Annotated in this window: 12 protein-coding genes; 2 read left to right on the top strand and 10 right to left on the bottom strand. The window is 71.6% G+C overall.

The features are described from left to right. Positions 1-6 precede the first annotated feature (6 nt). The 7 genes from mnhG to ACIWQI_RS04720 form a co-directional block, all read right to left on the bottom strand. Positions 7-369 (bottom strand): monovalent cation/H(+) antiporter subunit G, encoded by a 363-nt coding sequence (gene mnhG / locus ACIWQI_RS04750; RefSeq protein ID WP_396655966.1) that lies wholly within the window; start codon positions 367-369, stop codon positions 7-9. A gap of 13 nt (positions 370-382) precedes the next feature. After that, positions 383-652 (bottom strand): monovalent cation/H+ antiporter complex subunit F, encoded by a 270-nt coding sequence (locus ACIWQI_RS04745; protein WP_396655964.1) that lies wholly within the window; start codon positions 650-652, stop codon positions 383-385. Further along, on the bottom strand, positions 649-1,209 hold the full coding sequence (locus tag ACIWQI_RS04740) for a Na+/H+ antiporter subunit E (protein WP_396655963.1): 561 nt from the start codon (positions 1,207-1,209) through the stop codon (positions 649-651). The genes ACIWQI_RS04745 and ACIWQI_RS04740 overlap by 4 nt, the downstream gene beginning before the upstream one ends. Continuing rightward, on the bottom strand, positions 1,206-2,774 hold the full coding sequence (locus ACIWQI_RS04735) for a Na+/H+ antiporter subunit D (protein WP_396655962.1): 1,569 nt from the start codon (positions 2,772-2,774) through the stop codon (positions 1,206-1,208). Before ACIWQI_RS04735 ends, ACIWQI_RS04740 begins: the two co-directional genes overlap by 4 nt. Beyond that, positions 2,774-3,310 (bottom strand): Na(+)/H(+) antiporter subunit C, encoded by a 537-nt coding sequence (locus tag ACIWQI_RS04730; protein WP_396655961.1) that lies wholly within the window; start codon positions 3,308-3,310, stop codon positions 2,774-2,776. Before ACIWQI_RS04730 ends, ACIWQI_RS04735 begins: the two co-directional genes overlap by 1 nt. Further along, entirely contained in the window at positions 3,307-6,243 is a 2,937-nt protein-coding gene (locus ACIWQI_RS04725) for a Na+/H+ antiporter subunit A (protein ID WP_396655960.1), read from the bottom strand. The genes ACIWQI_RS04730 and ACIWQI_RS04725 overlap by 4 nt, the downstream gene beginning before the upstream one ends. Before the next feature lie 61 nt (positions 6,244-6,304). Next, positions 6,305-7,291: a LacI family DNA-binding transcriptional regulator gene (locus ACIWQI_RS04720; RefSeq protein ID WP_396655959.1), complete on the bottom strand. Its 987-nt coding sequence runs from the start codon at positions 7,289-7,291 to the stop codon at positions 6,305-6,307. A gap of 71 nt (positions 7,292-7,362) precedes the next feature. Between ACIWQI_RS04720 and ACIWQI_RS04715 the strand changes: the two genes are divergently transcribed. Then, a complete protein-coding gene (locus ACIWQI_RS04715; protein WP_396655958.1) occupies positions 7,363-8,604 on the top strand; it encodes an MFS transporter in 1,242 nt (413 codons plus the stop codon). On the opposite strand, the gene ACIWQI_RS04710 is transcribed toward ACIWQI_RS04715, so the two are convergent. The 3 genes from ACIWQI_RS04710 to ACIWQI_RS04700 form a co-directional block, all read right to left on the bottom strand. After that, positions 8,601-9,197, bottom strand: coding sequence for an OsmC family protein (locus ACIWQI_RS04710; RefSeq protein ID WP_396655957.1), 597 nt, complete (start codon positions 9,195-9,197; stop codon positions 8,601-8,603). The two genes, ACIWQI_RS04715 and ACIWQI_RS04710, sit on opposite strands and share 4 nt — an antisense overlap. A gap of 127 nt (positions 9,198-9,324) precedes the next feature. Continuing rightward, entirely contained in the window at positions 9,325-9,615 is a 291-nt protein-coding gene (locus ACIWQI_RS04705; RefSeq protein ID WP_396655956.1) for a hypothetical protein, read from the bottom strand. Then, entirely contained in the window at positions 9,615-11,009 is a 1,395-nt protein-coding gene (locus tag ACIWQI_RS04700; protein ID WP_396655955.1) for an MFS transporter, read from the bottom strand. The genes ACIWQI_RS04705 and ACIWQI_RS04700 overlap by 1 nt, the downstream gene beginning before the upstream one ends. Before the next feature lie 43 nt (positions 11,010-11,052). On the opposite strand from ACIWQI_RS04700, the gene nucS reads away from it, so the two are divergent. After that, positions 11,053-11,748 (top strand): endonuclease NucS, encoded by a 696-nt coding sequence (gene nucS / locus ACIWQI_RS04695; protein WP_396655954.1) that lies wholly within the window; start codon positions 11,053-11,055, stop codon positions 11,746-11,748. Positions 11,749-11,753 lie beyond the last annotated feature (5 nt).

The raw sequence follows: 11,753 nt of genomic DNA, 5'->3' as shown, positions 1-11,753 counted from the left end.
GCTCGCTCAGCCGCCCGCCGCGGGCGGGGTCTCGTGCGCGTCGCGCAGCTCGTCGGCGTAGAGGCCCCGCTCGTCGATGGTTCCGTTGCGGTAGGCGGCACGGCCGATCATGTGGGCCGACAGGGGCGCGGTCGCGAACTGGATGAGGATGATCGGCACGAGGAACGCGACCACGGTCCACGACCGCATGGCGAGCGCGATCGCCAGGCAGATGAGGATCAGTCCCAGCACCTGCGGCTTCGTCGCGGCGTGCAGGCGCGTGGGCACGTCGCGGAAGCGCAGCAGTCCCGCCGAGGCGGTCAGGCACAGCAGCGCCCCGCACAGCACCAGCACCAGGGCGGTCACGTCCCAGACGGCGTCCCAGTTCACGGCATCCCTCCGTTCATCGCGGCGTGTTGTCCTTCCTCGCGACGAAGCGCGCGATGGCGATGGACCCGAACACGCCGACCGCGGCGATGATCAGCACGATCGGCAGAGTGCGGATGTGGTGATTGATCACCATGTCCGCCCCGAGGATGCACAGCACCTCGGTCAGCAGCACGTCCGAGGCCACCGCGCGGTCGAGGATCGACGGCCCGATCACGATCCGCACGAGCGCCAGCAGCGCCGCGACGGCGAACACGACGAAGATCACGATCGTCAGCACGGTCATCGGCGCCCACCCCCCACGAGTTCCAGCTGGGCACGCGAGCCGACGGCCCGCACGATCCGCTCCTCCCAGTGCAGGACGCTGCGGTGCTGCGCCGCCAGCTGCTCGTCGGTGTGGACGCCGATCACGTGCAGGTAGAGGATGCGCCGGTCGCGATCCGCCTCGAGGATGAGCGAGCCCGGGATGAGGGATGCCGTGATGCCCACGTGCGTCTGGATCAGATCGTCGTCGGTGCGCAGCTGCACGGCGATGACCGCGGCCCCCGGCTGGCGGCGCCAGTCGAACACCTGCCAGGCCACGATCAGCGAGCTGCGCAGCACCGCCCACAGGAACTCGACGACGTACACCAGCCCCCACCACAGGTTCACCCGGCCGGACAGCTCGGCCGGCGGCAGCCGGAACGCGCTGGTGACCACGACGGCCACGATCACGCCGGTGACGAAGGCGAGCACCGTGAACTGGCCCCACAGCAGCATCCACAGCGCGATCAGCCACAGGAAGAACGGAAGCTGGCGCCACAGGCGCTGCCAGCGGTTCTGGGCGGGGACGTTGGGACTCATTCGTCCACCTCCGCCTGGATCAGCTGCTCGAGGTGGACCGGCCGCAGCAGACCGTCGCCGATCCGGGCGCACACGTCGTAGAGCGGGCCGGCGAAGATCGTCAGCGCGACGGTGACGGCGACCATCCCCGCCGTGGCCGAGGTCATGATGCGGGGGATCACGCGGCGCTCGGTCTGGATGCCGGCCGCCGGCGCCCCGCCGAGGTAGCCGACCCGCGCCTCGACCTCGGTCTCGGCGAGGTCGTCGTCGTCCTCGCGCCAGAAGGCCAGGTTCCAGGCGCGCATGAGCGCGTACAGCGTGAGCAGCGACGTGACGATGCCGCCGACCATGAGCACCATCATGATCGGCGTGCCCACCTGCGCGGCGGCGTCGAAGAGCGCGTACTTGCCGATGAAGCCCGAGAAAGGCGGCAGGCCGCCGAGGTTGATCGCCGGGATGAAGTAGAGCACGGCGATCACCGGCGCGGCCTTCATGAGGCCCTTGACCCGCAGGATCGATGTGGAGCCCGCCCGGCGCTCCACGAGACCGACCGCGAGGAACAGGGTCGTCTGCACCACGATGTGGTGGACCATGTAGTAGATCGTCGCGCCGATCGCGACCGGCGTGGCGATCGCGAGCCCGAACACCATGTAGCCCACGTGGCTGACGAGCGTGAACGACAGGATGCGCTTGAGCTCGGCCTGGGCGATGGCGCCGAGCACGCCCACGATGAGGGTGGCCAGCGCCACGATCAGCAGCAGCAGGTTCACGTCGTTGTCGCGGAAGATCTGGGTCTCGGTGCGGATCATGGCGTACACGCCGACCTTGGTCAGCAGGCCCGCGAACACCGCCGTGACCGGGGCGGGCGCGGTCGGGTACGAGTCGGGCAGCCAGAACGACAGCGGGAAGACGGCCGCCTTGATGCTGAAGGCGAGCAGCAGCAGCAGGTGCAGCACCAGCTGCGTGTCCTGGGGCAGCTCGGTCATGCGCTCGGCGATCTGCGCGATGTTCACCGTGCCCAGGGCGGCGTAGATCATCGCGATCGCCGCGAGGAACAGGATCGACGACACGAGCGAGACGACGATGTAGACGACCCCGGTGCGGATGCGCGACTCGGTCGATCCGAGCGTGATGAGCACGAACGACGCCACGAGCAGGATCTCGAACCCGACGTAGAGGTTGAACAGGTCGCCGGCGATGAACGCGGTGAAGATCCCCGCCGCCAGGATCAGGTACGACGGGTGGAAGATCGACACCGGCGTGTCCTCGTCGCCGTCGGCCGCGCCCTGCCCGACCGAGAAGAGCAGCACGGCCAGCAGCACGACGCTCGAGACGACGACCAGAAGGGCCGCCAGCCGATCGACGTACAGAACGATGCCGAAGGGGATCGGCCAGCCGCCGACCGAGACCGCCAGCGGGGTGTCGGCCGCGTCGACGACGCCCAGCAGCACCGCGGCGATCGCGAGCACGAGCGTCAGCGTGACGATCGACACCGTCACCTGCACGCGCGGGCGGCGGTTGGCGATGAGGTTCACTCCCGCTCCCAGGAGGGGGAGGGTCACCAGCAGCGGGACGAGGGCGTCCATCAGCGGTCACCCCCTCGGCGGGGGTCGGGCCGGTCGATGGGCGCCTCGTCGTCGATGCCGGGCACCTCGCGGCTGCTCACGATCGTGATGGGCGAGGTCTCCAGGCCCACGAAGTCGGTGGTGGCGTCGTCGTCCTCGTCCTCGACCTCCACCTCTTCGTCGAGCTCGTCCTCCTCGTCGGCGCCGCGCTCGCGGACCGCGATGTCCTCGACGTCGTCGGTGACGGTGTCGGCCTGACCCAGCTGCCACGAGCGGTAGATGAGGGCCAGCAGGAACGCGGAGACGCCGAACGTGATCACGATGGCGGTGAGGGTCAGCGCCTGGGGGAGCGGGTCGGTCATCTCGTCGGGCTGGGCGTCGCCGAAGAACGGCGCCGCTCCCGGCTGGCCCATGACGATGAGCAGCAGCAGGTTCGCGGCGTTGCCCAGCAGGAGGAAGCCGATGAGCACGCGGGTGAGGCTGCGCTCGAGCATCGCATACACGCCGCACGCGAACAGCACGGCCATGATGACCACGAGCACTCCGGAGACGGTCACGCGCGCACCCCCCCGGCGCGCCCGTGCGCGGGACGGAGGGCCTGGATCTGACGATCGACCTCGGCGCCGAGGCTGCGCAGCACATCGAGCACGAGGCCGATCACCACGAGGTACACGCCGATGTCGAAGATCGTCGAGGTCACGAACTCGAGGTGGCCCAGCAGCGGAAGCTCGATCTCGAAGAACGAACTCGTCAGCGGCGCCTGGCCGAAGGCGAGCGGCACGATCGCGCACAGGATGGACACCGCCATCCCCGTCCCCAGGAACCAGCCGGCATCGGTCGGTGCCGCCGCGCCCAGCTCGTATCGCCCGCCCGCGATGTAGCGCATCACCAGCGCCATCCCCGCGATGAGTCCGCCCGCGAACCCGCCGCCGGGCAGGTTGTGCCCGGCGAACAGCACGTACAGCGACACGACGATGATCGTGTGGAACAGCACCCGCACGATCACCTCGAGCATGATCGAGCGGTTCTCTGGAAGCACCCGCTGGCCGCCCACGAGCCACGCACGGCGGCCGGTGCTTCCGGTCTGCGGGCGCAGACCCTCCGCGGTCTCCACCAGCGGACGCCGGGTGCGCAGGTCCGGCAGCGCCGACGTCGACGAGAGCAGGTCGGCGCGGTGGGTGACGAACACGAGGGATGCCACGCCCGTGGCCGCCAGGATGAGCACCGACAGCTCGCCCATCGTGTCCCAGCCGCGCAGGTCGACCAGCGCCACGTTGACGACGTTGCGGCCGTGGCCGAGTTCGTACGCGAGGGACGGGAAGCCCTCGGAGATGGGTCTGGTCACCCGTGCGCCGCTGGCGATGATCACCACGATCGCCATGGTGAGTCCGACGGCGGCCCCCAGCACCGCACGCGCGACCGGCGCGACCGATGCGTTGTGCTCGCCCAGGCGCGACGGGAGCCGGCGCAGCACGAGCGCGAACGCCACCATCGTGACCGTCTCGATGAGGATCTGGGTGAGGGCGAGGTCGGGGGCGCCGCTGGTGGCGAACAGCATCACCATGCCGAGGCCCGTCACCGAGACGAGCACGACGCCGGTGTAGCGCTTGCGCGCCCGCACCGCGATGAGGCCCGCGACGATCATGAGCGGTGCGGCGAACAGCTGCGTCGGCGACTGCCACGCGTCCAGCTGGGCGCGCCAGTCCGGGTCGGCGAGCAGGACGCTGCCCTCGGCGGCCACGAAGACCAGGAAGATCGTGCCGACGTACACCGGCAGCGAGCCGCGCTGGGTGAGACTGGTGACGGTCACCGCGATGCGCGCGACGGTGCGCAGCGTGAGGTTGTACGCCTCGGGCGCGGTGAACGGCAGCACGCGGCGCCACCTCGCCCACGAGATCGCGAGCGCCCCGACGAACACGGCGAAGCCGAGCGCGATGGTGCCCAGCGACAGCCACAGCGCCGGCTCGAGCCCGTGCCACAGCGCCAGATGCGCCGGATGCGCCGGTGCGGGAACCCCGGGCGTCGCCTCCGGCGCCGTGTCGGCGTACCGCGCGAACGCGGCGTCCAGCGCCGGGGCCGCGAAGCCGGCGGCCACGGTGAGCGCCGACAGCACGATCGGCGCCGAGACGAAGCCGAGCGGGGGGCGGGGCCACTCCGTGACCGGCTTCGGTGCGCCCGAGGCATCCTTCTTCGTCCAGAACGCGCCCCAGACGAACCTCAGGCCGTATGCCACGGTCAGCACGGACCCGAGGAGGACGCCGATGAGCGCGACGATGCCCCACGGCGAGCCGCCCACCGCCTCGTGCAGCAGCGCCGCCAGCGCACCCTCCTTGGCGACGAACCCGATCGTCGGGATGATGCCGGCCATGCAGGCCACGGCGATGATCGAGAACGTCGCGAGCGCGGGTGCCTGACGGCCCAGGCCCGACAGCTCGCCGAGATCACGGGTGGACAGCTGCCGGTCGATGACGCCCACCACGAGGAACAGGCTCGACTTGAACAGCGCGTGACCGAGCAGCAGCGCGAGCCCGGCGAGGGCGGCGTCACGGGTGCCGAAGCCGAGCACCACGGTCAGGAAGCCGAGCTGGCTCACCGTCCCGAACGCGAGGAGGCGCTTGAGGTCGGACTCGCGCATCGCCTGGAGGCCGCCCAGGAGCATCGTGAACACCCCGAGCGAGATGACGATCGGACGCCACGGCGCGGCGATCGCGTACACCGGGGCGAAGCGCGCGATGAGGTAGATGCCCGCCTTCACCATCGCCGCCGCGTGCAGGTATGCGCTGACCGGGGTGGGCGCGGCCATCGCGCCGGGCAGCCAGAAGTGGAACGGGAAGATCGCCGATTTGCTCAGCGCCCCGACGAGGATCAGGACGAGCGCCGTGTCGACGGCGGGCCCCTGCGGAGCCAGGGCGAGGATGCCGGACAGGCTCGAGGTGCCGGCTTCGACGACCAGGAGCACGACCCCGATGAGCATGACCAGCCCGCCGATCGTGGTCACCAGCAGCGCCTGCAGCGCGGCACGCCGGCTCGCCCCGCGGCGATGGTAATAGCCGATGAGCAGGTACGAGAGGATGCTCGTGACCTCCCAGAACATCACCAGCACGACGAGGTCATCGGTGAGCACGAGCCCGTACATCGCCCCGGCGAAGGCGAGCAGCACGGCCGAGAACTGGCCCAGGCCCTCGTCCTTGCGGTGGAAGTACCACCGGCAGTACAGCATCACCAGCGCGCCGACACCGGTGACGATGAGGGTCAGCAGCCACGAGAGGGTGTCCATGCGCATGGACAGCTCGATGCCCAGCTCCGGGATCCACGCGAACGTCTCGAACGGCGTCGCGCCGCTGAGCACGGCGGGCGTGAGCACGAGCGTGTGGACGAAGGCGATGGCCGACAGCGCCGCCGCGACGTGGAAAGCCCGCGTGCCGATGCGGTGGACGAGCCACGGAAGAACGAGCGGAACCCCCGCGAACGCCGCGAGGAGGATCAGCATCGGCGGCTCCTCAGGGGCTCGACGGCCTGGCGTGGCGGCGGGCGGCGGGTACGGGTGAAGTCTACCGGCGCGCCGCCGGCGGCGCGGTCGTGCCACCGGCCCGGAAGGCGCAGGTGAAGCGGATGCCCGCGGCATCCCTCCCCTCCAGCAGCGCCGCCACTGCCGCCCCCGCCGCCCTGCCCTTCTCGGCAGCGGGCTGCACGAGGGTGGTGAGCTCGTAGGGTGCGAGGCCGTCGACGGTGATGCCGTCGAACCCGGTGACGCTGAGGTCGGCGGGCACCCGCAGACCGCGCTCCTCGGCCGCGCGGATGACGCCCGCCGCCAGCAGGTCGCTCTGCGCGATGACCGCGGTCGGGCGATCGCGCGGATCGGCCAGGATCGCGCGGCCGGCGGCCAGGCCCTCGTCGATGAGGCTGCCGCCGGCCGCGTGGACGGGGGCGTCGGGGTAGACCTCACGGGCGCCTGCGAGTCGGTCTCGGGTGAGATCGAGGTGCGGCGGAAGGGTCACGATCGCCACGTGCGCATGGCCGAGATCGCGGAGGTGCTCGGCGGCGCGGCGCTGGGCATCGCGGTTGTCGAGCTCGATGCGGGGGACGCCCTCTCCCGCGTCGCCCTCGATGGCGACGAGAGGGATGCCGCGCGCCCGCAGCGTCTCGACCGAGCCGCGCGTCGCCTCGCCCACCCCGATGAGCACGGCGGCGTCGATGGGCGCCGTGGCCAGTCCGCTGCCGCGCGGCAGGAGCAGCAGCCCTGCGCCCAGCGGCGCGACCGCGTCGGCGAGCCCGTCCATCGTGAGCGTCATGACCGGATCGAGGAAGGCGACGCCGAGATGCTCCTCGAGCACGACCCCGACGATGCCGCTGCGGCCCGTGCGCAGCGAGGCTGCGAACGGGTCCGGCCCGGTGTAGCCGAGCTCGGCCGCCGCCACGAGCACGCGGGCGCGCGTGGCATCCGCCACCGGCGCCTTCCTGCTGAAGACCACGGATGCCGTCGACGGCGACACGCCCGCCGCCGCGGCGACGTCGGCGAGCGTCGGCCTGCGGGTCATCGGCACCTCCTCCTCCCTGATGGTAGCCCGCACGGTGACAGCGATCGAATCGATTCGATAGACTCGCCGCCATGGATCCCGTGCTCACCCGCGCGCAGCTCGTCCGCTGGCGCACCGCGATCTTCGCGATCTTCCTGGCGAACGGGATCGCACTGGTCTCGTGGGCCTCGCGGCTGCCGGCGGTGAAGACCGCCCTGGACGTGGACGACTTCGGGATCGGCGTGCTGCTGTTCGTGGCGGGGGCGGCCGCCATCGTCGGCCTGTCGCTGGCCAACGTCATCGTCGCGCGCTGGGGCGCACGCCGCGGCATGATCTTGACGTTCTCGGTCATCGGAGCGGCGCTGGTGGTCATCGGACTCGGCACCCAGCTCGCGGAATCGTTCGCGCTGACGGCGGCCGGCCTCGTGCTGTTCGGCCTCGGCATGAGTTCGACCGATGTGCTGATGAACGTGGAGGCGGCGGCGGTCGAGCGCTCGTTCGGCAAGACGCTCATGCCGCTGTTCCACGCGTTCTTCAGCATCGGCACGGTCGCCGGGGCCGGCGTGGGCGTCGCGATGACCGCGTGGGGGGTCGGGCTCGGCTGGCACCTGTCGGCGGCGGGCCTGGTGGTGGTGGCGGTCGGCTTCGTCTCGCTCGTCTTCGTGCCGGACCGTGAGATCGCCTACGACGACCAGGCGCCGGCCCCGACGCGCCGCCAGCGCTTCGCCGAGGTGGTGGCCGTGTGGCGCGATCCGCGCACCTACGCGCTCGGCGCGATCATGCTGGGCATGGCGTTCGCGGAGGGAAGCGCGAACGACTGGCTCGCGATCGCCGTGGTCGACGGGCACGCCCAGACCGAGGCGATGGGCGCGATCGCGCTCACCGTCTTCTCGGTGGCGATGACGGTGTTCCGCATCCTCGGCGGGCCGCTGGTCGACCGCATGGGACGGGTGTGGACGCTGCGGGTGCTCGCCGTGACCGCCGGGGCCGGCCTGGTGCTGTTCATCCTGGCCCCGAACATGCCGCTCGCGTTCGTCGGGGTGGCGCTGTGGGGCGCGGGCGCCTCGCTCGGATTCCCGGTGGGGATGTCGGCGGCCGCCGACGACCCGACGAAGGCGGCCGCCTCGGTGTCGGCTGCGGCGACGATCGGCTATCTCGCGTTCCTGCTCGGTCCCCCGGTGCTGGGCTGGATCAGCCACCAGGTCGGCATCCTGAGCACCCTGTGGATCATCGTCGGACTCACCGCGCTGTCCGGGTTCGCCTCCGGCGCGGCAAGGCCGATCGCCGGCTCGAAGGTCGGGGCGGGCCATGTCCGCGCCGACCTCGAGGACTAGGCGGGCTGCCTCGTCGTGAGCGTCGCGGTCACCGGAGTCGGGTTGGCGAACAGGTCGAGCACCGGGCAGTGCCGCTCGACGACCTCGAGCAGCTCTTCATAGCGCTCCTGCGCCTCGCCCCCGGTCACCTCGACCGCGAGACGGACGTCGCTGAATCCGGCGCGCACCGTGTCGTCCTTGCCGAACAGCCGCGCCGCGTCGAGGTCGCCCTCGGCGGTGATGCTGATCTCGTCGAAGGGGATGCCGAGGGCCTCCGCGTAGAGCCGGTACACCACGACCTGACATGAGATCAGGGCGCCGAGCGCGTACTCGACCGGGCTCGCGGCGACGTCGTCACCGGCGAGGGCTGCCGGCTCGTCGACGACGAACTCGTGGCTGCCCGCAGTGACGCGGGTCGCCACCGCCCCTTGACCCACCCCGCGAACCCGGTAGGTGAGCTGCGCGACCGACCGGTCGGCGTCGATGCGCTCGCTCCACGCGGCTCCCGCGGCCGCGAGGCGCTGGGCGCGCTCCGCGGCGGCGTCGAGCTCGGCGTCGAGCTGGGGGTCGAGGGCGGTGTCGGGGGTGGCGATGGTGTCGTTTGTGCTGGTCATGCCGCGAAGGTAGCCAGCAGCAGCAGCCGGACGCACCGCCGCGGACACACGCCGACACACGGCTGCACACAGCGTCATCCGGGTACACATTTCGTCACAGTGCGCCCGGTGTCGCCCGGCGGGAAGGTCAGGGCTCGGGGACCTCGATCACCACTCGGCCGTCGAAGACCTCGCCGGGGGGATCGCCGGGTGCCGGGACGGCGACCCGCGCGCGCCGCTGCTCCTCGATGATCAGGCGGGCGTCGGCGGCGGACGGGTGGAAGAACTCGTCGAACGCGCCGCCCAGCACGGCGGCTCCCGAAGGCGCCGCGCCGCGCCGCGCCCTGCGCCGCGCGGACACGAACCCGACGATGCACACGAAGGGCAGCACGACGGTCGCCGCCACGATGGCGGCGACGAACCATCCCAGTGCGTCCATCACTCCGCCGTCCGCGGCATCCGCCGCGTTCCGATCACCACGATAGCGAGATGGGCGAGCCCGAGCACCGTCGCCGCCACGGCCACCACCGCCCACCCCTCGGGCGTGATGCCGGTGCCGATGGCCTGCCCCAGCACCACCGTCGCGATGATCGCCCCCAGGTAGCGGGTCGACTGCAGCAGGCCCGACGCCGCGCCGATCTGCCCGGCCGGGGCCGCCTGCTGCATGGTCTGCGTGGCCGCCAGCCCGATCACGCAGTACGGGATCCCCATGGCGGCGGCGGCTGCCAGCATCCAGATCGCGTCGGTGGTCACCACCCCCAGCCCCAGGCTCGCCGCGGCGGGCACGAGGATCACCGCGCCGCCGATGAACACCGCCCGTGCGCCGCGCCGCTCGACGATCCGGGCGACCAGCGGCGCGAGCACGACCGTGAACGCCGCCAGCGGCAGCATCAGCACGCCCACGATGGCCGTGGAGTACCCGCCGCGGTCCTCGAGCAGCTGCGGCAGCCCGAAGAACGCGAGGTAGAACAGGGCGCTGAACAGCGTGAAGGCCAGATACACCGTGCGCAGGGTCGCGCTGCGCGCCAGCATCCGGACATCGATGAACGGCAGCTTCGCGCGCCACTCCCGCCAGACGAACAGGGCGAGCACGACGATGCCCACCGCCAGGAGCCACCAGTCCAGGCCCGCGGAGGTGTCGAGGGCGAACACCACGAGCGCCGACATCCCCACGGCGAATGCCAGCACGCCCGCCGGATCGAGGTTGACGAACAGCCGCCCCGGCGACACCCCTTCGCGCGGGGAATCGCGCGGAGCGAGCACGGCGACTCCCGCGAACGCCACCACCGCGAGCGGGACGTTCACGAGGAACACCGCCTGCCATCCCGCCAGCAGCACGAGCACCCCGCCCAGCACGGGCCCCACCGCGGCGCCCGCGGTGTTGGTCACCTGGATGCGGGCCAGCAGCCGCGGGACCGGGATGCCTCCGGCCGCCGAGAGCTGGCCGACCAGCGCGACGGCGGCAGGGAACGCGACCGATGTGCCGATCGCGAGCAGCACCCGCGAGACGCACACCAGCACGAACGAGCCGCCGAGCGGCGCGAGCACCGCGGCGATCGCCACCACGACCATGCCGACCAGGAAGATGCGGCGCGCCCCCAGGGCGTCGATGATGCGCCCCATCAGCGGCTGGCCGATGATCGCGGCGATGTAGAAGACGGTGATGACCCAGGTCACCGTGGCCAGATCGAGACCGAAGTCGCTCTGCAGCGACAGCAGCGCAACGGCGATCATCGACGAGTTCAGCGGGTTCAGCGCGGTGCCGACCGTGAGCGCGGTGATGGTGAGGCTGGCGCGTCGCCGCGCCGCCCCGCCCGCCCCGCGCTCCGCCATCCCTCGATCCTCCCACCCCCGACGCCCCGGGTAGGCTCGTCGGGTGCGCCTCGTGATCGCCCGCTGCTCGGTGGACTACTCCGGCCGGCTCAACGCGCACCTGCCGCTGGCCACCCGCCTGCTGGTCCACAAGGGTGACGGCAGCCTCCTCGTCCACTCCGACGGGGGCAGCTACAAGCCGCTCAACTGGATGAGCCCGCCGTGCGTGCTGACGGTCGAGGAGCCGGATGCCGAGGCATCCGAATCGGGAGTCGTCGAGGTGTGGCGGGTCACCCACACCAAGACGGGCGATGCGCTGCTGGTGCGCATCCACGAGATCGTGCACGACACCTCGCACGAGCTGGGCGTGGACCCGGGGCTGCAGAAGGACGGTGTCGAGTCCGACCTGCAGCGCCTGCTCGCCGAGCAGGTCGACCTCGTCGGCGAGGGACTCACCCTCGTGCGCCGTGAGTTCCCGACCGCGATCGGGCCGGTCGACCTGCTGCTGCGCGACCCGGCCGGCGGCACCGTCGCGGTCGAGGTAAAGCGCCGCGGCGACATCGACGGCGTCGAGCAGCTGACCCGCTACCTCGAGCTGCTCGGCCGCGATCCGCACCTCGCCCCGGTGACCGGCGTGTTCGCCGCTCAGGAGATCAAGCCCCAGGCGCGCGTGCTGGCGACCGACCGCGGCATCCGCTGCGTCACGCTCGACTACGACCAGATGAAGGGCGTGGAATCCGGCGCCCCGCGCCTTTTCTGAACAGC

This window comes from Microbacterium sp. (assembly GCF_044508325.1).
Classification (GTDB): Bacteria; Actinomycetota; Actinomycetes; order Actinomycetales; family Microbacteriaceae; genus Microbacterium.
The sequence above is the reverse complement of the archived record's forward strand: the minus strand, read 5'-3'. Positions and strand labels throughout refer to the sequence as shown.

Excerpts from the sequence above, each read along its gene's own strand:
- ACIWQI_RS04745 (WP_396655964.1), bottom strand. The coding sequence starts at position 652 with ATGACCGTGCTGACGATCGTGATCTTCGTCGTGTTCGCCGTCGCGGCG.
- ACIWQI_RS04740 (WP_396655963.1), bottom strand. The coding sequence starts at position 1,209 with ATGAGTCCCAACGTCCCCGCCCAGAACCGCTGGCAGCGCCTGTGGCGC.
- ACIWQI_RS04735 (WP_396655962.1), bottom strand. The coding sequence starts at position 2,774 with ATGGACGCCCTCGTCCCGCTGCTGGTGACCCTCCCCCTCCTGGGAGCG.
- ACIWQI_RS04725 (WP_396655960.1), bottom strand. The coding sequence starts at position 6,243 with ATGCTGATCCTCCTCGCGGCGTTCGCGGGGGTTCCGCTCGTTCTTCCG.
- ACIWQI_RS04720 (WP_396655959.1), bottom strand. The coding sequence starts at position 7,291 with ATGACCCGCAGGCCGACGCTCGCCGACGTCGCCGCGGCGGCGGGCGTG.
- ACIWQI_RS04715 (WP_396655958.1), top strand. The coding sequence starts at position 7,363 with ATGGATCCCGTGCTCACCCGCGCGCAGCTCGTCCGCTGGCGCACCGCG.
- ACIWQI_RS04710 (WP_396655957.1), bottom strand. The coding sequence starts at position 9,197 with ATGACCAGCACAAACGACACCATCGCCACCCCCGACACCGCCCTCGAC.
- ACIWQI_RS04705 (WP_396655956.1), bottom strand. The coding sequence starts at position 9,615 with ATGGACGCACTGGGATGGTTCGTCGCCGCCATCGTGGCGGCGACCGTC.
- ACIWQI_RS04700 (WP_396655955.1), bottom strand. The coding sequence starts at position 11,009 with ATGGCGGAGCGCGGGGCGGGCGGGGCGGCGCGGCGACGCGCCAGCCTC.